The organism is Burkholderia sp. Tr-20390, from assembly GCF_017104595.1.
Classification (GTDB): Bacteria; Pseudomonadota; Gammaproteobacteria; order Burkholderiales; family Burkholderiaceae; genus Burkholderia.
Window position 1 is genome coordinate 1 of record NZ_JAAGPC010000119.1, and the last position, 26,956, is coordinate 26,956.

The following is a 26,956-nucleotide window of genomic DNA, read 5'->3' on the forward strand; positions in this document are numbered from 1 at the left end:
CTGGCCGGCTGCGCGACGTCGTCGATCGATCTGGCGCCGGAGGCGTCCGACCGCCCGTGGCAGCCGCAAACGTCCGCCGCAGGCGACATCGTGCCTGGCCCGCCGCGCGCGTCCGCGCCAGGTTCGCACGACTACACGCTGCCCGCCTCGCCGGCGCTCGCGTCGGTCTCGCCGCCGGCCGCGCTCGATGCCGCGCACGCGTACACGCTGCCCGAGCTGATCGATCTCGCGGAATCGGCGAACCCGTTGACCCGTATCGCGTGGAACGACGCGCGCAACGCCGCGCTCGCGGTCGGCCTGGCCAAGACGGCCTACCTGCCGAAGCTGTCCGCGACGGCCATGGGCGGCTACCAGGCAAACCACGGGTCGACGTCGTCGTTCCTCGGCGACTCGTCGAGCAACTCCACCGTGCACGGCACCATCTCGGCGCTGTCGCTGCAATGGCTGCTGTTCGATTTCGGCGGCCGCGCGGCGCGCGTCGAAGCGGCCGAACAGGCGTCGATCGCGTCGAACGTCGCGTTCACGGCCGTTCACCAGCAGGTGATCCACGACGTGACCGTCGCGTACTACCGCTACGAAGCCGCACGCTCGCGCGCGCTCAGCGCCCAGCAGGGCCTCGCGAACGCGGACGCGATCCTCGCTGCCTCCCGCGCGCGGCTCAAGCACGGCGTCGGCACGGTCGTCGAACTCGCACAGGCGACGCAGAACCGCGCACAGGCCAACCTCGCGCTCGTGCAGGCGAACGGCACGGAGAGCGACGGCTACCTCGCCCTCGTCTCCGCGCTCGGCATCTCGCCGCTGTCGAAGCCAACCGTCGCCGCGCTGCCGAAGCGGCCGCTGCCGCCCTCGCTCGGCTCGTCGGTCGACGCGATCGTGTCGGATGCGATCGCGCGCCGCCCCGACCTGCAGGGCGCGTTCGCGCTCGAAAAGGCCAATCGCGCGAAGATCAAGGCCGCGGAAGCCGCGTTCATGCCGAAGATTTTCCTGTCCGCGTCGACGTCGTACGCGAGCGGCGGCACGTCCATCTCCGCGCTGCCCGCGATCGGCGACCAGGCGCCGACCGTCAATCTGAACGGCAGCCGCTACGGCGGCGGCGTGTTCCTCGGCGTGACGATTCCGCTGTACGACGGCGGGCTGCGCTCGGCCGTGCTGATGCAGGCGCGTAACGACGCGGAAAGCGCCTCCGCGCGCCTCACGCGAACCAAGGAGGAAGCGGTCCGCCAGGTGGTCGCCGCGCAGAACGCGGTACAGACGAGCCTGGCGTCGCACGACGCCGCGAAGGCGCTCGTCGATGCCGCGCAGACGAGTTACGACGCGGCGCTGACCGCGTACCGGAACGGCGTCGGTTCGGTCACCGATGCGACGATTGCGCAAAGCCAGTTGCTCGCCGCCCGCAACGCGGAGGTCGACAGCTATGCCGGTGCACTGTCGGCCGCTGCCGCGCTCGCGCTTGCGACGGGAACGATCGGCTCGGCGCAGTAGCGCGGCCGCCGCGAGGCGGTTGACGCCTGCGCTCGCCGCCCACTAGAATGCCGCCCATTCTTCCTTCAGGAACCATCGTGGACAGTTGCAGCACTCCGTTGCGTGCGCCGCTTGCCGCCTGAACGCCTGTCCGACGCAGTTCTCCTGCCCGGCTCGCGTTCCGCGAGCCGCACGCCTCCCGTTTCACACTGAATGACGCATTCGCGCGGTACAGTACCGCGCGATGACGGCTATCTTCGTGCCGCCTTCGGCCTTGCGCCGCAGCGACGCGAAACGGCACGCGCTTCTTGCACGGCAGGACAACCATGACTTTCGATTTCGCACTTCGTCTTTTCACCGCGTTCGCCTGCGGCGTCGCCATCGGCCTCGAACGCCAGATGCGCCAGCGCACGGCCGGCCTGCGCACGATCACGCTCGTCGCGAGCGGTGCGTGCCTGTTCGTCACGCTCGGCGTGCTGACCGGCAACGGCGTCGCGGGCGTCACGCAGATCGCCGCCTACGTCGTGTCGGGCGTCGGCTTCCTCGGCGGCGGTGTGATCATGCGCGACAAGGGCTCGATCCAGGGCATCAACACCGCCGCGACGCTGTGGTGCTCGGCCGCCGTCGGCGTGCTGTCCGGTTCCGGTCATTACGTGCCGGCGCTCGCCGGCACCGGCGTCGTGCTGGTCACCAATACGCTGTTGCGCAGCGTCAGCCAGGCGATCAACGCGACGCCGGTATCGAACGCCGATCTCGTGCGCGAATACCAGATCACCGTGATCTGCCTGGCCTCCGATGAAGTGCACATCCGCACGCTGCTGTCGAACTCGATGTATGCGAAGCCGCTGTCGTTCCAGAGCCTCACGAGCGAGGACGTGCCCGACCAGCCGGACCGGCTGAAGGTGACTGCGACACTGAAGCTGCATCCGAAGGATCAGCAGAAGCTCGAGCAGATCGCGAGCCGGATGAGCATGGAGAAGAGCATTTCCAGCGTGAGCTGGACCGCGAAGGAAGCGGAGCCGATGATGGAGTGAGCGGCCCGGCGGCAGCTGCATATTGCGCTGCCGCCTTCACGCCCTGTCAGGGCGTCTCGATCAGCCCGGCCGAGATGGCCTTGACGACGGCCTGGACCTTGTTCGTCGCGCCCAGCTTTTCGAGGATGTTGTTGACGTGGAAGTTGACCGTCCGCTCCGAGATGCTGAGGATCTGCCCGATTTCGCACGCGGTCTTGCCCTCGGCCGTCCAGCACAGCACCTCGCGCTCGCGCGCGGTCAGCGTGACGGCCGCCGCCGGCGCCAGCTTCGGCACCATGAAGCGGCTCATCAGCGAATGCGACAGGTTCGCGAGCCAGTTGGTCTGCAACGTCAGCATGTTGATCTCGGCCGGCGTCAGCCGGTCGGCATGGCGGGCGATGCTCAGCAGGCCGAACGCACCGCGGGGCGCCCAGCTCGACTGCGCGACGCCCACCGACAACCCGAAATCACGGGCGTCCTGCCACAGCGGGCACGGTTCGATCCGGTCGACGTCCGGCCAGACGATCATGTTGGTGCTGAGCGCGCCGTCGCGAACCGTCGAGTCGATCTCGATGTAGTTCTGCGCCTGGTAGTGCGCCATCCAGCCGTCCGGATAGGTATCGAAGATCGCGACCGCGGGCTTCGATACGGGCAGCGGGACGCGAATTCCGTAACAGCAGTATTCGAATCCCAGCCGCTTGGAATAGGCGGCGATCCGCTGGAAGAGCTGCTGCTCGTCTTCCGCGGCGCTGAATTGTTGATAGGCATCCTGCCAGCGCAGTTCCATTCATTCTCCGACAACGTCACGCTGTCATACTTGTCAGGTTCCAGACCCGTTCGAGGCTGATACATTCCGCGCATGACTTCACCTTTGCTGCACTCGGTCCCCGGCCCGTCCCCGGACGGCTACGTACGCCTGTCAGAAAGCGCACTAGCCGTGCTTGCGCTCGACCATGTCGCAAGCGGCCTCGACGCATCGCTGCTCGAGGAATTGCGCGACAGCGCCATCGACGCGCGCCTCGCCGGCTACACCGAATGGCACCGCCCGGCCAGTGCCGGCGTCGCTTACGTGACGATCGGCTGGGACTGGTACCTCGAACGTGCGACGGGCGCGTTCGTGATCGCGGGCGGCGACGTCCGCAGCAACGTGATGGTCACCGACGCCACGGGCGCCGACATCGGCATGGTCCGCACGGCCGCCGCACTCGCCGCACGGCTCGCGTGCATCGACTGGCCCGCCGCGGTCGCGTCGGCCCTGCTCGGGCACAACGACGCCTATCATGCCGGTCCGACGCTCCAGTGACAACTGGCTGCGCCTCTATTCCTCTGACAATTTCCGCCATGCTGGCGCTCTTTATAAGCAAAAGCGCCACGGTTTTCAATCCCGTTGATCAAGAAACCGTTACCACGTCCTAAACAGCGTCTTTCCGACGCGATCCTGTAAGAGTTACCAGTTACAGCCTCCTCGTGCTGCGCGATGTAATGCATGCATACAAAAGCACAGATCCGAGGACACCATGCGGACCTTCGTTCACGAGGAAGGGCGGTTGCCACACGAACTTGCGGCGGATCTAGGGCGCTACCGGCGCCGTGTGTTCGTCGAGCAGCTCGGCTGGGCTCTCCCGTCGGCGAACGAAAGCTTCGAGCGCGACCAGTTCGATCGCGACGATACCGTGTACGTGTTCGCGCGGAACGCCGGCGGCGACATGTGCGGATGTGCGCGCCTGCTGCCGACGACGCGCCCGTATCTGCTGAAGTCGCTGTTCGCCGACCTGATCGCCGAAGACATGCCGCTGCCGCAATCGGCCGCCGTCTGGGAGTTGTCCCGGTTTGCGGCAACCGACGACGAAGGCGGGCCGGGCAATGCCGAATGGGCCGTGCGCCCGATGCTCGCAGCCGTCGTCGAATGCGCGGCGCAGCTTGGCGCGCGGCAGTTGATCGGCGTGACGTTCGCGAGCATGGAACGGCTGTTCCGCCGGATCGGCATACACGCGCACCGCGCAGGCCCGCCGAAGCAGGTTGACGGACGTCTGGTGGTCGCGTGTTGGATCGACATCGATCCGCAAACGTTTGCCGCACTAGGAATCGAGCCGGGGCAGGCCGCCCGGCAAGCCATCGCCGCCTGAACCGGAACGCGCGTTTCTGTCCGGGCGGTATCGTAACGAAGGAGAATCAACGTGGACCAGTCTCAGGTCTTTCGCGCGATGATGCCCGGGTTGACGAGCGCCAACGGCGCCCGCATCGCGGTCGCCTACCCGTCGTTTCCCCGGCCGCTGCCGCTCGTGCGGCTCGACCGCCGCGGGCTCGTGTTCCGTGCGGCCGGCGCCGCGCCGCTCGTCTGCGGGTTGCCGCGCGCGGCGACGCTGCTGGTCGCGGACGAGCCGCTCTGCTCGCTGCGCCTCGTGATCCGCGACATCGCGCCGGCTGGCGAAGGCCGGCATGACCTGACGATGCAGCCATCCGGCGCCGCCGGCGACGAATTGCTGTGGCACGCGTTGCGTGATCGCGAGCCCTACCGCCAGATTCAGCAGCCGCTTGCGCCCGTCGACGCGTCCATCGCCACTGACGGCGACCCGCACACGTCGGCCGGCGAAGCAGCGCCGCGCCCGTCGCGCAGCGCGGCCTTCCGGCTGCCGTGCCACAGCGACGCGCTGTTCTTTGCCGACTGGCTCGAATATCACTTCGACGAACTCCGTGCGCTGTCGCAACAGCATGGGCCGCAACTGCAGCTCAACCAGCTCGAGCGGCAGGTGGCCGACGACGAGGTCGGCGTGCGCTTCGTCTACGACATCGATGGCCATGCGACGCGGCATGCGCTGACCGACTGCGCGCGCGAGGCCTGCGCATGGATCGAGACGGAGATGCGCGACAAGTACGCGTTACCGGTCGCGCAGGAGCGTTTCAGCGCGTTTGCGGCGCACGCCCGGGCAGGCGGCATGTGAGTGCGATGCAACAGAAAGTTGTATCGATACAACTAGGGCTTGCCATGCCTCGGGTTTTCCCTTAAATTTACGTCTGTCTCCTCCATGTCTCCAAACATGGATTCAGCCCGCTCAATGTAGCGGGCTTTTTCTTGCCTGCGTGAATAACGGGGGACAGATCTCCTTCCACCCCGCCTAACCTGCCGGGCGCACACCAGACGGCCACGGCCAGTAGTGGTGTACCGCAAATATCAGCGCCACCACCCCGATCACGACCAGCAGCAGGTACAACCAGCCGTTTTTGGTCGTTGGCAGATCCACCAGCGCACTCACGTCGCCCGTCAGGGCCGCCAACGCGACCATGCCGAGTCCGACCAGCACCATCGTTCCCTTGGCCACCCATCCAAAGGCAACCTCCAACGCGCCCGCCCATCGCGACTGGCGATAAGGGCCGGTAACCGGCCGACGGAGATCGGGCTTACTCATTTGCGCCCTCTCGCCCGGGATCGGCACGTCGGCCCATCGATCGACAGACTGACGCGAAAACAGCACGTCGAAGGTTGTCCTGACAAGCACCGGCTGCAATGGGGTGCGCGCATTTGATCGGGAGCGTCATGTTTTTTTCTTTCACGAGACGAGGTTCGGCGGTTCGATTCGTTTGGCCGGAAGGAGCCCATATCGTTCGATACGATGGGCCTGCGCCGAAGCGCGCTCCGTTCGTCACACGCAATCCGGATCGGCCGGCTTATCATTGACCGGCCCGCCACTCGCCCCCGAGGCCATCTTGCACGCCCATCTGCGCATTGCCCGCCCGGTCAGCAACCTCGCCCGCACCGAGCGCATGTATCGCGACGCCCTCGAGTTGTCCGTTCTTGCGCGCTTTGAAGATCACGACGGGTTTTCCGGCGTGATGCTCGGGCGCGACGGCCTCGACTATCACTTCGAATTCACGCATTGCCCCGACCATCCGATCGCGCCGTCACCGACGCCCGAAGACCTGATCGTGTTCTACCTGCCCGATCGGCCGGAATGGGAGGCTGCATGCGCGCGCGCCACAGAACATGGCTTCATGCCGGTGACGTCGTTCAATCCGTACTGGGAAATATCCGGCCAGACCTTCGAGGATGCCGACGGCTACCGGATCGTGCTGCAGAACGGCACATGGCGCTGACAGGCGAACACGCGTGAACCGTTACGCGCCGGCCAGGCCGGCGGCGCGAGCGGCATACACGACGTGCCGACGCAGCGCGTGCCCTTCCGGCAACGCAGGATGGTCGAAATCACGCGCGGGCTGATGCTGCATGCCGAGCCGCTGCATCACGTGCCGTGATCGCAGGTTGGTGTCGGCCGTCCACGCGAAGATCTCGCCGAGCCCGATCCGGTCGAACCCGTCGGCCAATGCGGCAGCGGCCGCTTCGGCAACGTAGCCATGCCCCCAGGCGTGACGCGCCTGCCGCCACATGATCTCGACGCACGGCGCCATCGGATGCGTTGCTCGCGCTTCGTGCGACAGGCCGCACACCCCGATCAGCGTCGCGTCGGCACGGCGCTCGATGGCCCATGGGCCGAAACCGTATGCCTCGAAATGCGCGTCGAAGCGCGCGATGACGTCGCTCGCCTCGTCAACGGACATCGGGCCGCGCGAGCCATGCGGTCACGTCCGGATCCTCATGCATCGCCGACAGCGCGCCCGCATCCGTCGGCCGCCAGCGACGCAGCGTCAAGCGCTCGGTTTCAAGCTTCGACGGTGTGGACATAGGGGCGATGGATCGTTCTGGCGGCATAACGCAAGTGCCGTCACAAACCTGAAAGCGGAACGGATGGAGGGAAATGAAAATCGTCGCCTTTGCCGGCGACGATCCAGGGAACAGATGACGAGAAACGGGCGCCGGTGCACCCGCGGCGGTTACTCGTTTTCCTCGAAGTAGTGCCCAAACTTCGTCTGCTTCGTGCGGATATAACGCTCGTTTTCCTCGCGCACGGGCACCGCAAGCGCCACGCGTTCGCAAACCGGAATACCGTGCTTCGCGAGCGTGTCGAACTTCGCCGGGTTGTTGCTCATCAGCCGCACCGACGTCACGCCAAGAATCCGGAGAATCGCGGCGGCAGAGTCGTATTCGCGGGCGTCGTCAGGCAGGCCGAGGTCGAGGTTCGCCTCGACGGTGTCGCGCCCCTGCTCCTGCAGCGCGTAAGCGCGGATCTTGTTGCTCAGGCCGATCCCGCGCCCTTCGTGGCCGCGCAGATACAGCAGCACGCCGCGGTCTTCGGCCGCGATGTAACGCAATGCAAGATCGAGCTGCTCGCCGCAGTCGCAGCGGTACGAGCCGAATACATCGCCGGTCAGGCACTCAGAATGAAGGCGCGTCAGCACGGACTGCTCGCCGGCAACGTCGCCCATCACGAGCGCGAGATGTTCGGCATCGCTGCCCGATACGCGGAAAGCGTACGACGTGAACGTACCGTAACGCGTGGGCAGCGACGCGGTAGCGACGAGCGTCACGCACTCGTCGGCCTGGCCATTGCCCGGCGTGGGCGATTGGGGACGCGAAGACATCATGAATTCAATCGAAACGTTCAGGAATGTAGGAGTTGTGTGGATAGTGCGTGACCGGAGTTTACCGCTAATCTGGAATCGTCACGCGACTGCCGCCACCTGCGCGGCTATACTGGGCTCATCGGGTGACAAGCATCACACCCTGCCTGCCCAGCATCGACCTGCACACGGAGAAAGCGAATGAGTACGACTGTCGCGCAACTTCTCAAGGCCAAGCCGGATTCGGGCCGCACCATCTACACCGTCACGAAGAGCGACCTCGTCTACGACGCCATCAAGCTGATGGCCGAAAAGGGCATCGGCGCGCTACTGGTCGTGGACGGCGACGACATCGCGGGCATCGTCACCGAGCGCGACTACGCGCGCAAGGTGGTCCTGCAGGACCGCTCGTCGAAAGCCACCCGCGTCGAGGAAATCATGACGGCGAAGGTACGCTACGTCGAACCGTCGCAATCCACCGACGAGTGCATGGCGCTGATGACCGAGCACCGGATGCGCCACCTGCCCGTCCTCGACGGCGGCAAGCTGGTCGGCCTCATCTCGATCGGCGACCTCGTCAAGAGCGTGATTGCCGATCAGCAGTTCACGATCAGCCAGCTCGAACACTATATCCACGGCACACCCGCGGTCACGTCCGCCTGACCCGCCCAGCAAAAAAGGCCCAAACGCGCGAGCGTCTGGGCGGAAAGCCGCCGGAATGCGGCGACGGAGGTTCTGCTCCTGCGGGCGAATGACGCGCACAACGGGTGCGCGTCTCGTCGATTAAGCGGTGCGCTCGGGCAGACCCGGGGACGTTCAGTTGCCGAAATAGACCGAGTTCACGGGATTCGGTGCTTCACGCGTCATGCGACGGCCGGCTTGGCCCGCACTGGTCGCCACGGCACCGTAGCCGCTCGTATCGGCTTGCGCGAGCATCGGCTGGTTCGGTTGAATGCGTTGTTCCGCGGCCTGGATGTTGTCCGGATACTGCGAATCGCTCGCCAGCGGCTTGTAGCCGTTCTGTTCGAGTTGCACGAGCTCGGCCTTGACCTGGTCGCGCGTCAGCCCCTGCTCGGACTGTGCAAACGATGCGATCGGGGTGGCAAGGACGGATGCGGCGATAGCTGCGTAGATGACCGACTTCATGATTTACCTCCGGTATATGTTCTCTTTTGGCGTCGCCTCGGCAGGGACTGTCTGAAGCGATTGAATCCAGTGTAGTTCTCGCCAACCCAAGGGGAAACCCTTAGTTTGAACATACAGCGTTGCGATTTTGACAAAAATCGCGGGCACATCACGGACGATATCGCAGCAACTTGCTTCACTCGCACAACAATCGCTGACAAAATGCCGACAGCCGAATCACATATCCCGAAGGTTGTGTTGTAGAATCGTAAGGTTATATTCGTCAGTCGATCTTCCATCCACCATGTGCGCGCTCACGCCCCTTTCGGTTTCGCCGTCCGGCCCGGCCGGCGTGCGCGCGCGCGCCGGTCATCCGGCGCATCCCCTCGCTCGACGCACGGCCCAGGCGCCGCTCGCCCCTGCCCGGCGCCTGATCTGACGGCTCGGTCTCCTCCCGGAGCCAGGTCAGACAGGCTCCGGGCGATCCCCATAGGCACGCCACGCCTGCCCTTGCCGATCATTTGGAGAACTGCCATGAAACAACGCCTTTACCAGTTGACCGAACTCGACGTTGCTCGCCTCGAGAAGCACGCCGAACACAACCCGCGCTTTCAGACGATGCTCGATACGCTTCTTGAGCGCGCCGACATCGTCCAGCCCGACGCCATCAAGGCGAACGTCGTCACGATGAACTCGCAGATCACGCTGCTCGACGAAGCGACCCAGGAACAAGCCACCTGGACGATTGTTTATCCGGATGCCGCCAATCTCGAGCTCGGCCGCCTGAACGTCTTCTCGCCCGTCGGCATGGCATTGCTGGGCACCCAGCGCGGCCAGATGGTCAAGGTGACGCAGCCGAGCGGCGCCGAAAAGCAGATGAAGGTCGCCGCGATCGTGTTCCAGCCGGAAGCCAACGGCGAATACACGCGCTGAGCCTCTGCCGCCGGTACCGCGCCGCAGCGGGGCACAGCGAAAAAGCGAGGCACTGGCCTCGCTTTTTTGCATCCGGACGACGCGAATCGTCGACACCACATTCCGCAGACGAAAAAAAAGGCGCCCGAAGGCGCCTTTTTCGATGCTGCGTAGCGGGTTACCCCGCCGTCACGCTTAGAAGCGGTGACGCAGACCAACCGTTGCTGCGGTTTGGTTGATCGACGAGCTCGGCAGGTTGTCGCTGAAGTTGCTGCCGTTGTAGATCGACGCGCCGATGCCGTTCTTCGCTGCACGCTGGTACACAGCTTGTGCGTAGACGTCCGTGCGCTTCGACAGTGCGTAGTCAGCTTGCAGGCCGAACTGGTTCCAGTGCGTGCTGCCGTTGTTGATCTTCGCGTTCGTGTACGTGTAAGCAGCGCCCAGGCCGAGAGCCGGCGTCAGGTTGTACTTTGCGTTGACTTCGTAGTTGTCGGTGCGCAGCGTGCCCAGACCGACTGCGTTGTTGTCGAGGCGAGCTTGCGTCCATGCAGCGCCGACTTGTGCCGGGCCGAATGCGTAGCCAGCAGCAGCACCGTACGTGCGGACGCGGCCTTGGCTAGCGATGCCACCGATTGCCGACGACGTTGCGCCGTTTGCGTTCGTACCGTCACCCAGGTTCGCTTGCGAGTATGCACCCGCCAGCTTCAGGCCTTGGAACTGGTATGCAACGCCTGCGCTGTACGCACGGTTGTTACCGAAGTTCGTGTTGTTCGAGAACGAGTACGTGCCGCCGAATTGCAGGCCAGCGTAGTTAGCGCTCGTGAACTTGATCGTGTTGTTCTGAGCGACATCACCGTTCGTGCTCAGACGGTCGAGGTTCAGCGGGTGCGCGAAGTACGTGCCGCCCCACGAGCCCGTTGCCGTCAGCGGCGCCAGGTAGTCTTGCGTTGCGTCATACTGCTTACCCAGCGTGACCGTGCCGTACTGGCTCGACAGGCCGACGAAAGCTTGGCGGTTGAACATGCCGTTGCTGTTCGCGAACTTGCCGTTACCGATGTTGAAGCCGCTTTCCAACGTGAAGATTGCCTTCAGGCCGCCACCCAGGTCTTCCGAGCCACGCAGGCCGAAACGGCTCTGGTCAATGCCCGAACCCATCGCCCAACGCGACTTGCCAGCTTGGCCGAGTGCCGGCTGGACGTTGCTCGTGTAGGTGATGCCTGCGTCCAGCACGCCGTACAGCGTGACGCTGCTTTGTGCGTGAGCGACGGTAGCAAACGATGCTGCAGCTGCTGCAACGATCAGAGTCTTGTTCATTCGTGGAGCTCCCTTCTAAAAAGAGGCAGGTCTCGCGACCTTGTTCATAAACGGTCTTCAACCGCCCGGGAGCGCCATCGATCCTGCTGGCCGCGCCCGGATAGTTGCCCGTTTGGGAACCGTGAGTTTAGGGGTGTACCCTAGGGGAGCGATCCGCAAATAAAGAAATAAGCTTTTCCAGAACTAGAAATAATGAAAGTGGGGACGAGTTATAAGTATTTGTTTTGACGTTTGTTTTTGACTTCTTGACGGGGGCTTTTTGGAGCCTTTCATCGCACCATTCTTACATGTCATCGTCTTGACGGTTGCATAGAAACAACAAACGGATTCGGCGCGACACCCCGAAATCGGCAAATTTTACCCAACTTGATCTCGAATTTCTGGCCTCGGACACCTAAAACGCATCCGTCGGCCAGTAAACAGGGCTCGACGGTCGTTTAGCGGGTCACATTCCCCGGCAGCCATCCATATAGAAAGGCCAGCTTCCACCCGCCGACGGTTCACCCACCTGCCGTGACACACGGTAACAGCGTTAACCGCTCGCGTAACCCGGCCGGCCGAGTGGCAGGCTAATGTAAGGCAGCCTCGAATACAGAACAGGACATGCCATGAATCGACGCTCGTTGTTACGCGCCATCGGATTGACCGCCGCCTTCGTCGGCACCGGCGGCTGGCTCCGCGCCGCCTCGGCCCAGCCCGCGCCGCCCGTGTACCGGCCGTCCGGCCCGAATCGCGTGCCCGGCGGCCCGCCCTATCCGGATCGCCCGGGCTTCGCACCGCCGGCCGCCCGGCACGACCGCCGTCCGCCGCCGCCACGGCCGCATGGCTATATATGGACCGACGGCTACTGGCGCTGGCAGCGTGGCCGCTATATATGGGTGCCGGGGCGCTGGGTCGCACGACGCCCCGGGCGTCGGTGGGTGCCCGGCTACTGGCGACGCCAGGGACAGGTGTGGATCTACGTCGACGGTACGTGGCGATAGGCAGCCGCCGGGCGCCTGACCAGTAGCAGGCTCGGGGCAGGCGGCGCGAGCGAACCCGTGCCGCTCCGCCGCGACATCAACATCATGATGCCCGGCAGGCGCCCCAACGAATCCTGCCCCCAGCCCGATGCCGGCGCGCTAACCAGGGGGATGCTTCCGGTCACGCAACCTCGCCCATCGACGTGCTCGCCGGTCTACGGCGCACCATCCCGCCTCGACCGGACCCTGCCGCACCCTTTGTACGCGATGCGCAGAAAGACCGCCATCTCGATCATCCCGTACCTGCCCTTGTAAACGGAGCATCGACAGCGCTTTTCCGCATACGGGACGAATGGAACGCACCGCAACATCAGCGTCCTTGCTCAACTCGACGAAATCATTCGGATAACGAACTCATGCAATGGCGATGCACTGGCAATCAAGCCACGCGTCGTCGCATCGCACCCGAACGCAGCACAACGCCCAGCGACAAGGCGGCGCAAGCGCCCCGCTCAGCGCCCGCCCCCTTCGGTTTCCCTCGCACGACGTCGCGCAGCGCAGATCGCGCGATGATGTTCGTCGGCCCACCGGATCATCGCCTGCATCGGCGTCAGGAACGAGCGCCCGAGGTCGGTCAGCGCGTATTCGACACGCGGCGGCACTTCTGCGTACAGCGTGCGACTGACGAAGCCGTCCTGCTCGAGCCGCTTGAGCGTGCGCGACAGCATCTGCTTCGACACATCTCCGATCGCACGGCCGAGTTCGTTGAAACGCATCGTCCCGCCGGACAGCGTCTCGAGCACGAGCAGGCTCCACTGGTCGCCGATGCGGTCGAGCACATCGCGAATCGGGCATGGCTGATCGAGTTCGACGGATTCGTCGGCGGGCGAAAACGGCATGACTGGATTCTCTTTCACGGGCAACGCATGGTCAGCGCGGTGTGACCTGTTCACACCGCGCTGACTTCTTGTGACGGGTTCGCGGCAACTGTACCATTCGATCGGCCCGACAGCCGCGCGGATTCGCCAGTTCAACGAAGCATGACGACGGCGCGCGGCCGTTACCGGCCCGTGTCGCCACGATACGGGCCGGGCGGAAAACCCCTCGCGGCGCCAAGGCGCGTGTATCCGCAACCCCGCACCGCCGCCCGCCGATCGCCGCGGCAGGCTCGAACCGCCGTCGCCCATCGCGCACCCACCCACGCTTCGTCAGACAAGGAACCCGCTACATGTCATCGCTCCGCTCCCCCGTTCGCGCCGTTGCCGCGCTCGTCCTGCTGGCCGCGTCGACGGCCGCGCTGGCCGCCGGCCCGGCCACGCGCGACCTGGCCGCCGAGGAAACCAACCGCCAGCTCGTGCTGACGTTCTACGACCGCTTCTTCAACAAGCACGAAGCGGTCGAGGCCGCCGCCGTCGTCGCGGACGACTACAAGCAGCACAACCCGCACGTGCCGGACGGCAAGAAGCCGTTCGTGTCGTACTTCGTCGGCGCGTTCCAGAAGAACCCGGCATCGCGCGCACGCATCGTGCGCAGCGCAACCGACGGCGACCTCGTCTACCTGCACGTGCATGCGACCGAACGCCCTGGCGACCGCGGCGAAGCGGTCGTCGACATCTTCCGCGTGAAAGACGGCAAGATCGTCGAGCACTGGGACGTGATCCAGTCGGTACCCGAGAAGTCCGCGAACGCGAACACGATGTTCTGACGCGCGGGGCCGGCACGTGGTGCGCCACGATGCGCACCACCTGTCCAAGGATGATCGGCCGCCCGCAGGGCAAGCGCGCATGCCCTGCGGCGACGAAGTCCCCTACAATCGAGCTTCGCCGCCGCGCCGGCCTCCGTCCCGCATGACCGCACCGCCTGCCGACGCGCCGCCGGTGCGCCGTCATACGCGAAGCACGGCCGGCCCGAGCGGCCGTTCGCGAAGACGGTGTCAACGATGAGCCCCGCCCATATTTCCCTCAGCAATGCCGGCGACCTGGTCGCCAGCCTCGGCAGTCCGCAGTTTCCCGCCCGGCTCTGGGCATGGCTGCGCGAAACCGTCGATCCGCAGTCCCATTACAGCGTCGCGACGCGCTACCGCCGCGATGCGCCGTCGCAGTCGGTCGACAGTGTCGACGTGCTGTTCTTCGCGGGCGGCGACGATCCCGACGGCACGCGCCACGCGCTCGATCTCTATACCCAGGGCGACTGGCGCACCGACACGCTGCTCCCGCATATCGAGCGCGCCACCGATTCGCAGCTCGTGTTCTCGTGCAACGAGGACATCGATACGGCGACCGAATACGGCCGCCATTTCGCGCTCGGCGAACTCGGCGAAGACTGCACGCTGCTCGGCAGCGAGCGCGACTATGTCTATGCGTTCTCGTTGTTCCGCCGGCGCGGCCAGCCGTCCTATACGCTGGCCGAACTGGCGCTGCTGCGGCAGCTCGGCGATTTCGTGCTGCCGCTCCTGATCCAGCATGCACGGCTCGCCCGCCTGACGCCGCGTTCGGACGACGGCGCGTTGCTGCAGCGGTTCGAGCAGCGCCTGTCGGCCGGCGGCGCGGCGCTGTCGCAGCGCGAACGGCTCGTATGCCGCGCGGTGTTGCAAGGCCAGCCGGTCCCGCAGATCGCCGACACCCTCGCACTCAAGCCCAGCAGCGTGCGCACCTATCTCGGGCGCGCGCTTGCGAAGCTCGGCGTGGCGAACCGGGCCGGGCTGTTCGCGTGGTGCGTGACAGAAGAAGAATCACCGGGGGACCGCGGTCAATAGCTGACACCTCCGCATCGCTGCACGCCCACTCTTCTTTGTCGCGTCTTGTCCTCAAAACGATGACAGACAGCCGGCCGCCCCGCTCCTAGTATCTGACTCACCCGACGACCGGAACGTGTCGGAGATCACGGAGACACGGCATGCCGAATACCGGATGGACGCCGGCCCGCACGGCCGCGCGCGCGTCGCCCATCGATCCGCCGAGTCAGACACGGTGGCGCGATCGGCATGACGCTCCGGCGGCGGCCGGCCTTCACCACGACGCATCGCCGCGCCTGCCACGCAACACCGGCACCTAGCCGCCCCGCATCTCATTCCAACCCGACCGGGTTCACGCGACCGGACGAGCCACACGGCCCGCCCGCCGGACACGTGCGCCCGTCGAACCTTCCCCCATCCGGAGGAGACACATGCAACACGCCGATACCGTCTATCTGAACGGCCTGCTTTACACGGGCGACGCGCAGCGCCGCTTCGCTCAGGCGCTCGCCGCCAAAGACGGCAAGATCATCGCCGTCGGCCGCGACGACGACATCCGCCCGCTGGCCGGCCCCGCGACGCGCATCGTCGACCTGGCCGGCAGGCTGATGCTGCCGGGCCTCATCGACGGCCACGTGCACCCGCTCGAAGGCCACCAGATCCTCGGTGACTTCGACCTGTCCGGCATCAACGATCCCGACACGATCCTGCAGCGTATTCGCGCATGCGCCGATGCGACGCCGAACGAACCGTGGGTCTATCTCGGCGGCGCCAACCTGGCCGCATTCGGCGCGTATCCGACCCGCGAGCGGCTCGACCGGATCGTGCCCGACCGGCCGCTGCTCGTGGTCGGCTTCGACGTGCACAGCGGCTGCCTCAACACGAAAGGGCTCGAAGCGGCCGGCATCCACGCCGATACGCCCGACCCGGTCGGCGGCGTGTACGAGCGCGATGCGTCCGGCGCGCCGAATGGCGTCGTGCACGAAGCGGCGTTCTACCGCGTGTGCCCGATCATTCCGCAACTGAGCCCGGCCGGCTACCCGAAGTCGCTCGTGAAAGCGCACGCGATGGCGCACGGTTACGGTCTCACCGGCTGGTTCGACGCGCGCGTCGAGGAGGCCGAACTCAAGGCGTATGCCGACGCACAGCGCGCGGGCACGCTGAAGGTGTACATGAGCGCGGGCCTCTATGCGAACCCGCGCCGCGATCCGCGCGAGCAGATCGAGCGCTTCGCCAGATGGCGTCGCGAATACGAATGCGACAACCTGCGCCTGCATACGGTGAAGATCTTCGTCGACGGCGTGCCCGAATCGAAAACCGCCGCGCTGCTCGAGCCGTACGCCGGCACCGACGACTGCGGCCTCGCGCTGTGGAGCCAGGACGCGCTGAACGAGATCTGCCTGCTCGCGGATACGGCCGGCTTCGACCTGCACTTCCACACGCTCGCCGACCGCGCGGTGCGCATGACGCTCGACGCGCTCGAATACGTCCAGATCCGCAACGGCATGCGCGACCGGCGCGCGCAGCTCGCGCACCTGCAGCTCGTCGATCCGGCCGACATGAGCCGCTTCAACCGGCTCGGCGCGATCGCCAGCGTGCAGACGCTGTGGACGGCCGCACGCGAGGAGCAGCAGCAGCTCTATCGCGACCTGCTCGGCGCGGAACGCACCGCGCGCAACTATCCGTTCCGCAGCCTGCGCAATGCGGGTGCGATGCTCGCGGCCGGCTCCGACTGGTCGGTCAGCACGATGGACCCGATGCAGATCATCCAGACGGGCGTCACGCACCTGCTGATCGACCAGCCCGACAGCCCGCCGTGGAATCAGCACGAACGCCTCGACCTGCTCACGATGCTCGAGGTCTATACGGTGAACACCGCGTATGCGCTGCGCTTCGACGACTGCACGGGTTCGCTCGAAGCGGGCAAGGACGCGAGCTTCGCGATTCTCGACCGCAATCCGTTCGCGCACCCGGTCGAGACGTTTGCGCAAACCCGTGTGATCGAGACGTGCTTCCGCGGCGAAGTCGTGTATGCCGCGCCGGGCTGGGCCGATTGAAGCACGCATTCGGCGTGCCGTCAGGCGACGGCCAGCGCCAGCACCTGCTCGGTCGTCAGCACGTCGCCGAACGTGTCCGACAGCGCGGCCAGCGTCGCGCGGTGGAGGTCGCGGTGCGATACCGTGCCGCCATCCGCGAGATCGAGATCGCGCGTCGCGCATGCGTCGTCGACGACGATCACCGCGTAGCCGAGCGGCACCGCATCGCGTGCCGCGCCGGCGACGCATGCATGCGTCATCAGGCCCGTGACGATCAGCGTGTCGACACCGGCCGCGTTCAGGCGCGCATCGATGTCCGTCGTCGGGAACACGCTCACCGACGTCTTCTTCACGACCGTGTGATGCGCCGCCGGCTGCAGGTCCGCGTGAAAGCGGAAGCCGTCGCTGCCGTCGGCGAAGATCGGGCCGTCGGCCGCATCGACGTGCTGGACATGAAACACCGGCATGCCCGCGCGGTCGGCGAACGCGATCACGCGCTGCGCGTTGCCCAGCGCGCGCGGCCCCTCCGGAATCGGCAGGCGGCCGCTGAAGTATTCATTCTGGAAATCGATCACCAGCAGCGCGGTGCGGGCGGCGGCGATCGATGTCGGCGCGCTCGCGCCCGCCAGGGTACGGATGGTCGGATGTTGCATGGGTCGCTCTCTCGGTTGGCATGTCGAAGGAACGGCGCGCCGGGCCAGCCGGCGCCGCCGGACGCGGCCCGGATACGCCCGGGACGCGAGGCGCCAGTGTCGTGCCGCGCGGCCTGGCGCGACAGCGGTGCGCGGGACAACGTCCGACAGGATCGGGCCAACGTGCAAACCGCCTACGACAGCGCGGCTGTTCGCGCACCCGGCTGCGTGCGGCCATACGCAACCATCATCGCGAAGCTGAGCAGGAAGCCCGCGCCACCGATCAGCAGCAGGCCGATCTCGCCGAACACCGGCAGCAGGTTCGTGAGCGCGCCCGTCACGACCCACGCGACGGCCATCACCGAGCCCGCGACGCCGAGCGCCCAGCCTTGCCGGTCCTCGCTGACCGCGTCGGAGAACGCCGTATACATCGTCGTGTACGCGACCATGTCGAAGCAGCCGACGACCATCGCGAGCGCCCACAGCACCGGCTCGTGCGGGAACAGCGCGGACAGGACCTGGCCGACGCCCGCGACGAGCAGGCCCGTCTTCGCGATGTCGACCACGCGCCACACGCGCAGCATCCGCCGCACGACGAACAGCAGCCCGAACACGAAGCAGAGCCCGATTACGCCGCTGAACAGCCCGAGCCGCGCGCTCGTGTAGCCGAATCTCGCCTGCAGCAGCAGCATGATGGTCTGCAGGTAGAGCCCATAGCCGACCTGCATCAGGAAGAACACCACCGACAGGAGCGCGACGTTGCGCTGGCGCGCGGCCTCCCCGATGATCCGCAGCGGCAGCAGCGGATCGATGCGCGTGTCGCCGCGCGGTGCGGCCGAGTCGCGATACGACGCCCAGGTCCAGAACGCGCAGGCCAGCGACAGCGCGGCGACCAGCACGAACGGCGTGCCGTAGTCGAACAGCGGCGAAATCGTGCGATCGGACGTCACGCCGCCGAGCACGGGGCCGACGATCACGCCCGCGCTGAACGCGAGCGACATGATGCTCATGTTGTATGCCTTGTTCTCCGGCGTGCTCAGGTCGGTGATCGCCGCCTGCGCGATGCCCTGGCAGCCGGCCAGCAGCCCGGTGAGCCCGCGGCCCGCCAGCAGCAGCGCGACGCTCGCGTGCCACGCGCCGGCCGCCATCATCGCGTAGCCGGCCGCGAGGCCGAGCACGCACAGCAGCAGGATCCTGCGCCGGCCGTAACGATCGGACAGGTCGCCCATCAGCGACGAGCCGAAGAACATGCACAACGGGTAGATCCCGTAGCCGGGACCGAGGTAGAAATTGCGCGCATGCGCGCCGGCGTCGGCCGGCAGGATGCCCGCGTGCGGATCGCTGAAGATCGCGGACATCATCGGATAGACGAGCCCGAAGCCCATCGCGTCGATCGCGATGGCGAGCAGGCAGGGGCCGAGCAACTTGTAGTCGAGCCGGGACATGGCGACCTTCCGGACAGAGTGGATGATCGCCCAAGCGTAATGACCGGACGGCGGCCGCGGTAGGCCGCCGCCCGCGATGCTAAGCATCGGCAGGACCGATACCCTGCCTGCCGCCCGCGCCGATGGCTCGCCGGTGCGGGCGGCGGGCCACGGCCGCTACTTGGCGCTCACCGGCTCGCCCTGAAACTGCCGGCGTGCAAGCACGCACGGCGCGCCGTCGTGCATGAACACACTCGCGAGCAGCCCGAACGATGCCGCGAACAGCACGTACCACGCGGGTGCGACAGGCGACCCGCTCGCGTGCGTCAGCCACGTGACGATGAACGGCGCGAAGCCGCCGAACACCATCACCGCGACGTTGTACGCGAGCGCGATGCCAGTTGAGCGCGAACGCGTCGCGAACTGCTCGGCCAGCGTGGTCGGCGCGGGCCCGTAGCAGATGCCGATGATCGTGCAGATCACGAGCTGCATCACGAGCAGGCGCCCGATGCCCGGTGCGGCAGCCAGCCACGTGAACAGCGGATACGTGACCGTCAGCAGCGCCAGCGAACCGGCGATCAGCACGGGACGCCGGCCGATGCGGTCGGACACGAGCGCCGCGAACGGGATCGTCACCGTCAGCAGCGCAACCGCCGCCATCTGCACCTTGAAGACCTGGTCGAGCGGCAGCCCGAAGGTCTTGTGCACGAACGTCGGCATGTTGACGAGCATCACGTAGAACACGGCCGTGCCGGTGATCGTCTGCCCCATCGACACCAGCACGCCGCGCAGGTTGTCGCGCAGCACGCCCGACACGCTCGCCGGCGGCTCGACGGTCGACTTGCTCGCGGCGACGAACGCCTCGGTCTCCTCCATGTGCCGGCGGATCCACAGGCCGACCGGCCCGATCAGCAGCCCGAGCGCGAACGGCACGCGCCAGCCCCAGCTATCCAGCGCCGCGTCCGACAGCGATTGCGTGGCCCACGCGCCCATCGCGGCGCCCGAGAACACCGCGAGACACTGGCCGATCAGTTGCCACGATCCGTACAGCCCGCGCCGGTTCTCCGGCGCGCTTTCCACGAGAAACGCGGTCGCGCTCGCGTATTCGCCGCCCGTCGCGAAACCCTGCAGCAGCCGCGCGACGACGATCAGGATGGGCGCCGCCGGGCCGATCACGGCGTACGACGGCGCGAACGTGATCAGCGCGATCGACAGCGTCATCAGGAAGATGATGAGCTGCATCGCGGCCTTGCGGCCCTTGCGGTCCGCATAGAGCCCAAGCAGGATGCCGCCCACCGGGCGCATGAAGAAACCGACGCCGAAGGTCGCGAGCGACATCAGCAGCGACGCGTACTGGCTCTCGGCGGGAAAGAACAGCCGCGCGATGATGCCGGAGAAGAAACCGTAAACGATGAAGTCGTACCACTCGAGGGTATTGCCGACGACAGCGGCAACCACCTGCCGATGCCGCGAGTTCCGACGTGAGTCGCGCATGCTTGTCTCTCCTGCAGTCTCATGGCGCCGCGCCGCATGCATGCCGTGTTGCGTGGCACGCATGGGCGAACCGGCTGTTCGTATCGCCGGCCGGTAAGGTGCGGGCGCGGGCACGGGCCCGCACCATCGGAACCTCGCGGCCTGCCCGTACGACCAGCGTGAAACGATCATAGGGACGCCGAAAACCCGCATCAATTAATACCCGCGGCAGATGATTAGCCGGAGATTAAATGTTGCCCCGCCCGGCGCCGCCCTGCGAAAACCCCGGAAATCCGCGCATTGTTGCTGCCCCGGTTCTGCGGCAGAATCGTCGGTCGCCCTTCCCGTCGCCCGCACCATGCGCAACCGCATCAACGAAGAGATCACGTTCCGCAAGCTCGAGGTGCTGCTCGCCTTCATGGAAGCGGGCAGCCTCGCGAAGGCTGCCGAGGCGCTGGGCGTCAGCACGGTCAGCGTGCACCGCGCGCTGCACACGCTCGAGGAAGGGATGCACTGCGCGCTGTTTCGCCACGAGGGGCGGAACCTGATGCCGACCGACGCCGCGCAGGTGCTCGCCGAAGTCGCGGGCGAAGTGCTCAAGACGATGACGGACGGGATCCGCTCGACGCGCGAGGCGGCCGGCTACGGCGCCGGCCAGTTGAAGATCGGTTCGCTCTACTCGTTGACGATCCGCACCGTGCCCGAAGTCGTGATCGCGTTGAAGGAGCGCCGCCCCGAGCTGCAGGCCGAGCTCGTGCTCGGCTCGAATGCCGACCTGCTCGACAAGCTGCGGCAAGGCGCGATCGACGCGACGCTGATGGCGCTGCCCGAACCGGATGCCGAGATCGAATCGATCGCGCTGTTCGAGGACGAGATGTTCTTCGCCGCGCCGATCGACTCGCCGTACGCGCGGCACGATGCCATCGATCTGTGCTCGTGCGGCGACGCGCCGTTCGTGTCGCTCGGCGAAGGCTTCGCGACACATCACGGCTTCACGGAAGCGTTTCGTTCGGCCGGCGTCACGCCGAACGTCGTGATGCGGGTCGGCGACATCTTCTCGCTGATCAACCTCGTGTCGGGCGGCGTCGGCTGCTCGCTGCTGCCCGGTCGCGTGCGCGACCTGTTCGCGCACAAGATCGCGCTCGTGCCGCTCGCCGGGCCGACGATCCGCCAGACGATCGGCTTGAGCTTCCTGCACCGGCGCGAACGCGACCCGAACCTGCTTGCGCTGGCAACCGTGTGCCGGCTGACGGTCAAGGGGCCGAACGCGCGGTAACACGCGGATCGCCCGGCCCGAAGCGCGCCTTCTCCGTTCTACTTCGCACGCCTGCATCGTCGCGCCCTGGCGCACCTACCCACCCGCCACGCAGCGACGAAGCGCACGAGCTCATCCGTTTGGATGGCTCGCAGCACGCGCTTTGTTGCGATCATGGCCGGCATGCATCGCACGGCCCGCACACGTGCGTCCGCCACGGAGACGCCATGAACGACACACTCCTCGGCCCCATCGACCAGATCGGCTACGTGGTCGCCGATCTCGACCGCAGCATCGCGCGCTGGCGCGAACGCCACGACGTCGGGCCGTGGACCGTATTTCGCAACGTGCGCCTCGACGGCTTCCATCTCGGCGAACCCGTGACGGTCACGATGGACGTCGGGCTCGCGTATCGCGGCGATCTGCAGATCGAACTGATTCACGTGACGAACGAGGCGCGCTCGCCATACCGCGATGTGCATGGGCAGCCGCTCGTCGGGCTGCATCACGTCGCGTGGGTCGTCGACGATCTCGATGCCGCGCTCGCACGGCTCACATCCCGTGGCCTGCGTGTCGTGTTCGACGCACGCAACCCGGCCACGCGCATCGCCTATCTCGACGACGCCTGCGATCCCGGCGTGCGCGTCGAAGTGATCGAAGGCGCCGGCATGCGCGACATGATCGCGCGCGGCATCGCCGAGGCCCGCGCATGGGACGGCACCGATCCGGTTCGCATCATCGACGCGGCGGGCGCCTCCGCGTAAGCGGCCCCGCGCGCGCCCCTCTCACTCACAGGAGCAAGCGGCATGAAACGACTCGAAGGCAAGGTGGCGCTGATCACGGGCGGTGCCCGCGGCCAGGGCGAAGCGGAAGCGCGCAGGTTCGTCACCGAAGGCGCACGCGTGGTGATCGCCGACGTGCTGGACGAAGCCGGCCAGCGCGTCGCGGCCGAACTCGGCGACGCCGCACGTTTCCAGCATCTCGACGTGACGAACGAAGCCGGCTGGCAGGCTGCCGTCGATGCGACGCTCGCGCATTTCGGCCGCCTCGACATCCTCGTGAACAACGCAGCAATCCTGAAGCTCGTGCCGATCGAAGCGTGCTCGCTCGACGACTATCGCAAGGTGATCGACGTGAACCAGGTCGGCTGCTGGCTCGGCATGAAATCGGCGCTGGGCGCACTGAAGGCGGCGGGCGGCGGCTCGATCGTCAACGTGTCGTCGACGGCCGGGATGGAGGGCGTCGCGGGCGGCAGCGCATACGTATCGAGCAAGTTCGCGGTGCGCGGGATGACGAAGGCCGCCGCGCTCGAATTCGGCCGCTACGGCATTCGCGTGAACTCGGTGCACCCCGGCGGCATCGATACGGTGATGGCGCGCCCGCCCGAGTTCGCGGACTTCGATCCGTCTTCGATCTACAGCGGCCTGCCGATCGCGCGCATCGGCAAGCCCGACGAGGTGGCCAATCTCGTGCTGTTCCTCGCGTCCGACGAATCCGCGTATTGCACCGGGTCGGAATTCGTCGTCGACGGCGGGATGCTCGCGGGCAGTTCGTTCCACTGAACCGCATCCAGGTCGACGCGCGCCAGCCAACCCGGCGGGCGTTTTCGTTTGCGTTTGTGCGGTGCTGCGTGGAGCGTACAGCCGCCCCCTCCGGCAACCACACGCTCAAAAACGACAATGCCGCCGGCGGCTGCCCCGCGCGGCGGCATCGTCTTGGGCGGCGCTACGCACCACGCGCCGCGCTTACCCCCTCGGCTGGATCGCCGGTGCGCCATTGCCGCGCGCCGCCTGCCTGCCGCCACCCCGCACGAAGCGTCGCCCGTGCGGACCGTACACGCCATCCGGTTCCGGATACAGCATCAGCAGCACGAAATACAGCACGCCGCCCACCACCAGCGACACCGGCACGCTCAGATCGAGCCCGCCCGCGAGGTTGCCGAGCGGCCCGACGAACTGCCCCGGCAGGTTCACGAACGACAACCCGACGAACGCGGCCGGCAGCCACGCGCCCATCGCGCGCACGTTCCAGCCGTGCGTGAACCAGTAATGGCCGCCGCGCAGCCCGCGGTTGAACACCTGCAGGTCGTCCGCGAGATAGTAGCCGCGCCGCGTCACGTAGCCGATCACCATGATCGCCATCCACGGGCAGCTGAACGTATCGATCAGCGTCGAGAACGTCGCGACGCTTTCGACGAGGTTGAACCAGAAGCGGCCGACGAAGATGAACGCGATCGCGATCGTGCCGATCAGCAGCGTCGCACGCACGCGGTTCAGCAGGCGCGGGAACATGCTCGACACGTCGAGGCCGGTGCCGTACAGCGCGGTCGTGCCGGTCGACATCCCGCCGATGATCGCGATCAGGCACATCGGCAGCAGGAACCAGCGTGGCGAGATCGCGAGCAGCCCGCCGACATAGTCGTTCGACGCGATGAACGCGGGTGCCTTCGTCGCGATGATCGTCGCGGTTGCAAGCCCGAAAAAGAATGGTACGAAGGTCGCGATCTGCGCGGCGAACACGGCGCCCATCACGCGATGCTTCGGTGTGCGCTGCGGGATGTAGCGCGCCCAGTCGCCGAGCGTCGACGCGAACGATACCGGGTTGCTCAGCGCCACCAGCACCGCGCCGACGAACGCGGCCCAGAAGCCCGCGCTGCCCTGCTGCACCGTGCCGGCATAGCTCACGTCGAACAGGCCGGCGAACGCGAACAGGCCCGCGACGAACAGCACGCTCGCGGCCCACACGGCGATCTTGTTGACCCACAGCATGAAGCGGAAGCCGTAGATGCAGACGATCAGCACGAGCACCGCGAACACCATGTACGCCGCGCCGAGCGTGAAGCCGTTGACCGGCACGCCGACCATGTTGTGCGCGCCGCCGACGAGCGCGTCGCCCGAGCTCCACACCGCGAGCGAGAAGAACGCGATCGACGTGAGCAGCGCGAGGAACGAGCCGACGATCCGGCCGTGGATGCCGAAATGCGCGCCGGACGACACCGGGTCGCTCGTCCCGTTGCGCGGGCCGAACAGGCTCATCGGCGCGAGGATGCAGGTGCCGGCGAGCACGCCGAGCACGATCGCGCAGACACCCGCCTTGAACGACAGCCCGACCAGCACGGGAAAACTGCCGAGCACCGAGGTGGAAAAGGTATTGCAGCCGCCGAACAGCAACCTGAACAGATCGATCGGCCGCGCATAGCGCGATGCATCGGGAATGCGCTCGAAACCGAACGACTCGACCTGCGTAATCCTGCCTTCACTCATTTGTCTCCCACTCCTCTGGTGCGTCTGTAGCGCCCGGGACTGCGGCGATACGACACATCGTCATCGATTCGCGGCCACTCTAAACCGGATCGCGCGGCGCAAATATCACGCATTCGAGACGTTTACGACGAACGAGAACAATGTTTCCCGGCAGGCCGGCGGCCGGCGCCCGCGCCATCCGTCCGGCGCGGGCGATGCGAGGTCAGTGCGCGCCCTCCGCAGCCGGCGCGCGGCAGGCGATCAGGCCCCGCTGAACGGCTTGCCGCGCCTCGATGCCGGCGAGCCAGCGCTCGACGTGCGGGTAGTCGGCCAGATCGAGATCGAGTTCGGGCGCCGTGCGCAGCCACGGAAACGCGGCGATGTCGGCGATCGAGTAGCGCGGCGACGCGAGATACGCCGATTCCGCCAAGCGGCCGTTCACGACCCCATAGAGACGCCGCGCTTCGTTCCGGTAGCGCTCGAGCGCTTGCGCATTGACCGTCTTCGATGCATGCAGGAACCACCAGAGCTGGCCGAGCATCGGCCCGATCCCGCCGATCTGGAAGTGCAGCCATTGCTGGACGGCCGTGCGCTCGGCCAGCGTGTCGGGATGCAGAACGCCCGTCTTCGCGGCGAGATAGCTCAGGATCGCGCCGGATTCGAACACGGTCAGCCCGGCGTCGTGGTCGACGATGGCCGGGATCTTGCCGTTCGGGTTGATCGCGAGGAACGCCGGGCTGCGCTGCTCGCCGGCGGACAGGTTCACGTGCACGCGGTCGTACGCGAGCCCGGCCTCTTCCAGGTAAATGGCGACCTTGTGCCCGTTCGGCGTGTTGGCCGTATAAAACGTGAGGGGATGCGTCGAGATCATGGTGGTCCTTGTCTTCCGGTTGTCGTTGCAACTACAATCGTTGCAATTGCAATCCTATGCCGGAACCGATAGACCCGGCGACATGCCAGTACTCGAAGGAGGGACATGCAGACTGCGCGATCCGGTCCGCCCGTGCGGACACCCGACACCCGCCGCGCCGCGGCGGCCTGCCTCGACAGGCTGATCACGCAGCGGCTCGCGCCGCGTGGCCGAGCGGTGTCGCCGCTCGGCGCGATGCGCGCGGCCGCCGATTGCCTCGAATGCGATGCGGCGACGTCGGAACGCGTCTGGGTCATACGAGCCGATGCGCGGGAGCCGTCTGCGGACGCGGACGCACATCGCCGCATCAGTGCGTGGCCGCTACGGTTTCTCGATGCGCGCAAGCGGTTCGAGAAACCACTGCTGTACCTGCTGCATGCACGCGCGACCGACCGGCTGCGGCTGGCGTCGGTCGAAACCATCGATCGCGGGATCTTCGTCAACGATGCCGAAACGGTCGCGTCGTCCTGGCCGAAGGGCGTGACGCCCGATGTCCCGCACTGGCTGGCCGCGAACCCCGCGTGCACGCCGTACGATCCGGCGTCGGGCCATGAGGCGATCGCGATCCTGCGCCACGCGCTGCGCACGCTCTATGTCGCCGGCCAGCCGGGATTCTGTTACCTCGCGAGCCACGACGACCTCGTACCCGATGCGAAACCGCTGTCGGCCACCGCGGCCCGCGATGCGTGCAGCGGCATGGTACGGGCTGGCCGGCGCATAGCGGCCGGCGCGGCTGCGCAGATCCGGCTGTGCGGCGCGGGCAGCACGCTCGCGCAGGTGCTGGAGGCGGCCGACCTGCTGCACGACGAATGGCGCATCGATTCGACGATCTGGAGCTGCCCGAGCTACACGCAACTCGCCCGCGACGGTCATGCAGCCGACCGGTGGAACCTGCTGCATCCGCACGACGAACCGCGGATCGCACATGTGCGCCGATGCATCGGCGACAGCCGCACGCCGGTGCTTGCGGTGACAGGCTACGCGGGGCACGTCGCCGCGCAGATCGGCG

29 protein-coding genes are annotated in these 26,956 nt (G+C 66.6%); 16 read left to right on the top strand and 13 right to left on the bottom strand.

Going from position 1 to position 26,956, the window contains the following annotated elements:
- Window positions 1-1,482, top strand: a 1,482-nt coding sequence (locus tag G3N98_RS26550) for a TolC family protein (RefSeq protein ID WP_241026089.1), incomplete at its 5' end; no start/stop codon positions are given.
- 305 nt (window positions 1,483-1,787) lie between these two features.
- Window positions 1,788-2,495, top strand: coding sequence for an MgtC/SapB family protein (locus G3N98_RS26555; protein WP_089427160.1), 708 nt, complete (start codon window positions 1,788-1,790; stop codon window positions 2,493-2,495).
- A gap of 46 nt (window positions 2,496-2,541) precedes the next feature.
- Here G3N98_RS26555 and G3N98_RS26560 read toward each other — a convergent pair whose 3' ends face one another.
- Window positions 2,542-3,261 (bottom strand): autoinducer binding domain-containing protein, encoded by a 720-nt coding sequence (locus G3N98_RS26560; protein WP_089432910.1) that lies wholly within the window; start codon window positions 3,259-3,261, stop codon window positions 2,542-2,544.
- Between the two features lie 72 nt (window positions 3,262-3,333).
- Between G3N98_RS26560 and G3N98_RS26565 the strand changes: the two genes are divergently transcribed.
- The 3 genes from G3N98_RS26565 to G3N98_RS26575 all read left to right on the top strand — a co-directional run bounded on the left by G3N98_RS26565 (window position 3,334) and on the right by G3N98_RS26575 (window position 5,416).
- Window positions 3,334-3,777: a DUF4902 domain-containing protein gene (locus G3N98_RS26565; RefSeq protein ID WP_089432911.1), complete on the top strand. Its 444-nt coding sequence runs from the start codon at window positions 3,334-3,336 to the stop codon at window positions 3,775-3,777.
- Window positions 3,778-3,991: 214 nt separating this feature from the next.
- Window positions 3,992-4,600 carry an acyl-homoserine-lactone synthase gene (locus G3N98_RS26570; RefSeq protein WP_027789397.1) on the top strand — a complete coding sequence of 203 codons (609 nt, stop codon included), beginning with the start codon at window positions 3,992-3,994 and terminating at the stop codon, window positions 4,598-4,600.
- Between the two features lie 51 nt (window positions 4,601-4,651).
- Window positions 4,652-5,416 (top strand): hypothetical protein, encoded by a 765-nt coding sequence (locus G3N98_RS26575; protein WP_179257735.1) that lies wholly within the window; start codon window positions 4,652-4,654, stop codon window positions 5,414-5,416.
- Between the two features lie 174 nt (window positions 5,417-5,590).
- On the opposite strand, the gene G3N98_RS26580 is transcribed toward G3N98_RS26575, so the two are convergent.
- Entirely contained in the window at window positions 5,591-5,881 is a 291-nt protein-coding gene (locus G3N98_RS26580) for a hypothetical protein (protein WP_206149657.1), read from the bottom strand.
- A 298-nt stretch (window positions 5,882-6,179) separates the two neighbouring features.
- On the opposite strand from G3N98_RS26580, the gene G3N98_RS26585 reads away from it, so the two are divergent.
- Complete coding sequence (locus G3N98_RS26585) at window positions 6,180-6,566, top strand: VOC family protein (protein ID WP_089427154.1); 387 nt, start codon at window positions 6,180-6,182, stop codon at window positions 6,564-6,566.
- 21 nt (window positions 6,567-6,587) lie between these two features.
- Here G3N98_RS26585 and G3N98_RS26590 read toward each other — a convergent pair whose 3' ends face one another.
- The 3 genes from G3N98_RS26590 to ribA form a co-directional block, all read right to left on the bottom strand.
- A complete protein-coding gene (locus G3N98_RS26590; protein WP_241026090.1) occupies window positions 6,588-7,028 on the bottom strand; it encodes a GNAT family protein in 441 nt (146 codons plus the stop codon).
- The gene (locus tag G3N98_RS39925; protein WP_241026091.1) at window positions 7,018-7,152 is read right to left on the bottom strand and encodes a GNAT family N-acetyltransferase; all 135 of its coding nucleotides are present in this window, start codon (window positions 7,150-7,152) and stop codon (window positions 7,018-7,020) included. Before G3N98_RS39925 ends, G3N98_RS26590 begins: the two co-directional genes overlap by 11 nt.
- A gap of 149 nt (window positions 7,153-7,301) precedes the next feature.
- Complete coding sequence (ribA, locus tag G3N98_RS26595; protein WP_069260282.1) at window positions 7,302-7,952, bottom strand: GTP cyclohydrolase II; 651 nt, start codon at window positions 7,950-7,952, stop codon at window positions 7,302-7,304.
- Window positions 7,953-8,129: 177 nt separating this feature from the next.
- Here ribA and G3N98_RS26600 point away from each other — a divergent pair, with 177 nt between their 5' ends.
- On the top strand, window positions 8,130-8,591 hold the full coding sequence (locus G3N98_RS26600; RefSeq protein WP_069252006.1) for a CBS domain-containing protein: 462 nt from the start codon (window positions 8,130-8,132) through the stop codon (window positions 8,589-8,591).
- Window positions 8,592-8,744: 153 nt separating this feature from the next.
- Here G3N98_RS26600 and G3N98_RS26605 read toward each other — a convergent pair whose 3' ends face one another.
- On the bottom strand, window positions 8,745-9,074 hold the full coding sequence (locus tag G3N98_RS26605) for a DUF4148 domain-containing protein (RefSeq protein ID WP_089427152.1): 330 nt from the start codon (window positions 9,072-9,074) through the stop codon (window positions 8,745-8,747).
- A gap of 513 nt (window positions 9,075-9,587) precedes the next feature.
- Here G3N98_RS26605 and G3N98_RS26610 point away from each other — a divergent pair.
- Window positions 9,588-9,986 (top strand): GreA/GreB family elongation factor, encoded by a 399-nt coding sequence (locus G3N98_RS26610; RefSeq protein WP_059239999.1) that lies wholly within the window; start codon window positions 9,588-9,590, stop codon window positions 9,984-9,986.
- A gap of 174 nt (window positions 9,987-10,160) precedes the next feature.
- Here the strand turns inward: G3N98_RS26610 and G3N98_RS26615 are convergent, their stop codons facing one another.
- Window positions 10,161-11,279 carry a porin gene (locus G3N98_RS26615; protein WP_089427151.1) on the bottom strand — a complete coding sequence of 373 codons (1,119 nt, stop codon included), beginning with the start codon at window positions 11,277-11,279 and terminating at the stop codon, window positions 10,161-10,163.
- A gap of 608 nt (window positions 11,280-11,887) precedes the next feature.
- Between G3N98_RS26615 and G3N98_RS26620 the strand changes: the two genes are divergently transcribed.
- Window positions 11,888-12,262 (top strand): YXWGXW repeat-containing protein, encoded by a 375-nt coding sequence (locus G3N98_RS26620; RefSeq protein WP_089427150.1) that lies wholly within the window; start codon window positions 11,888-11,890, stop codon window positions 12,260-12,262.
- 491 nt (window positions 12,263-12,753) lie between these two features.
- Here G3N98_RS26620 and G3N98_RS26625 read toward each other — a convergent pair whose 3' ends face one another.
- Complete coding sequence (locus G3N98_RS26625) at window positions 12,754-13,140, bottom strand: helix-turn-helix domain-containing protein (RefSeq protein ID WP_089475156.1); 387 nt, start codon at window positions 13,138-13,140, stop codon at window positions 12,754-12,756.
- A 329-nt stretch (window positions 13,141-13,469) separates the two neighbouring features.
- On the opposite strand from G3N98_RS26625, the gene G3N98_RS26630 reads away from it, so the two are divergent.
- The 3 genes from G3N98_RS26630 to G3N98_RS26640 all read left to right on the top strand — a co-directional run bounded on the left by G3N98_RS26630 (window position 13,470) and on the right by G3N98_RS26640 (window position 17,032).
- The gene (locus tag G3N98_RS26630; RefSeq protein WP_206149658.1) at window positions 13,470-13,946 is read left to right on the top strand and encodes a nuclear transport factor 2 family protein; all 477 of its coding nucleotides are present in this window, start codon (window positions 13,470-13,472) and stop codon (window positions 13,944-13,946) included.
- Between the two features lie 234 nt (window positions 13,947-14,180).
- The gene (locus G3N98_RS26635; protein ID WP_206149659.1) at window positions 14,181-14,996 is read left to right on the top strand and encodes a helix-turn-helix transcriptional regulator; all 816 of its coding nucleotides are present in this window, start codon (window positions 14,181-14,183) and stop codon (window positions 14,994-14,996) included.
- 410 nt (window positions 14,997-15,406) lie between these two features.
- Entirely contained in the window at window positions 15,407-17,032 is a 1,626-nt protein-coding gene (locus tag G3N98_RS26640) for an amidohydrolase (RefSeq protein WP_206149660.1), read from the top strand.
- Between the two features lie 20 nt (window positions 17,033-17,052).
- Here G3N98_RS26640 and G3N98_RS26645 read toward each other — a convergent pair whose 3' ends face one another.
- The 3 genes from G3N98_RS26645 to G3N98_RS26655 all read right to left on the bottom strand — a co-directional run bounded on the left by G3N98_RS26645 (window position 17,053) and on the right by G3N98_RS26655 (window position 20,561).
- Window positions 17,053-17,664, bottom strand: coding sequence for a cysteine hydrolase family protein (locus tag G3N98_RS26645; RefSeq protein WP_206149661.1), 612 nt, complete (start codon window positions 17,662-17,664; stop codon window positions 17,053-17,055).
- A gap of 173 nt (window positions 17,665-17,837) precedes the next feature.
- Window positions 17,838-19,088 carry an MFS transporter gene (locus tag G3N98_RS26650; RefSeq protein ID WP_206149662.1) on the bottom strand — a complete coding sequence of 417 codons (1,251 nt, stop codon included), beginning with the start codon at window positions 19,086-19,088 and terminating at the stop codon, window positions 17,838-17,840.
- 156 nt (window positions 19,089-19,244) lie between these two features.
- Entirely contained in the window at window positions 19,245-20,561 is a 1,317-nt protein-coding gene (locus G3N98_RS26655) for an MFS transporter (protein WP_206149664.1), read from the bottom strand.
- 337 nt (window positions 20,562-20,898) lie between these two features.
- Between G3N98_RS26655 and G3N98_RS26660 the strand changes: the two genes are divergently transcribed.
- From G3N98_RS26660 to G3N98_RS26670, 3 genes are all read left to right on the top strand, one after another.
- The gene (locus G3N98_RS26660; protein WP_089475162.1) at window positions 20,899-21,816 is read left to right on the top strand and encodes a LysR family transcriptional regulator; all 918 of its coding nucleotides are present in this window, start codon (window positions 20,899-20,901) and stop codon (window positions 21,814-21,816) included.
- Window positions 21,817-22,022: 206 nt separating this feature from the next.
- Window positions 22,023-22,559: a VOC family protein gene (locus tag G3N98_RS26665; RefSeq protein WP_206149665.1), complete on the top strand. Its 537-nt coding sequence runs from the start codon at window positions 22,023-22,025 to the stop codon at window positions 22,557-22,559.
- Window positions 22,560-22,601: 42 nt separating this feature from the next.
- Complete coding sequence (locus G3N98_RS26670) at window positions 22,602-23,357, top strand: glucose 1-dehydrogenase (protein ID WP_206149666.1); 756 nt, start codon at window positions 22,602-22,604, stop codon at window positions 23,355-23,357.
- Window positions 23,358-23,540: 183 nt separating this feature from the next.
- On the opposite strand, the gene G3N98_RS26675 is transcribed toward G3N98_RS26670, so the two are convergent.
- Both G3N98_RS26675 and G3N98_RS26680 read right to left on the bottom strand, forming a co-directional pair.
- Window positions 23,541-25,058: a cytosine permease gene (locus G3N98_RS26675; protein ID WP_089475165.1), complete on the bottom strand. Its 1,518-nt coding sequence runs from the start codon at window positions 25,056-25,058 to the stop codon at window positions 23,541-23,543.
- A gap of 202 nt (window positions 25,059-25,260) precedes the next feature.
- A complete protein-coding gene (locus tag G3N98_RS26680; protein WP_089475166.1) occupies window positions 25,261-25,908 on the bottom strand; it encodes a glutathione binding-like protein in 648 nt (215 codons plus the stop codon).
- A gap of 105 nt (window positions 25,909-26,013) precedes the next feature.
- Here G3N98_RS26680 and G3N98_RS26685 point away from each other — a divergent pair.
- On the top strand, window positions 26,014-26,956 hold a 943-nt coding region (locus G3N98_RS26685), incomplete at its 3' end, for a pyruvate dehydrogenase (RefSeq protein ID WP_206149667.1).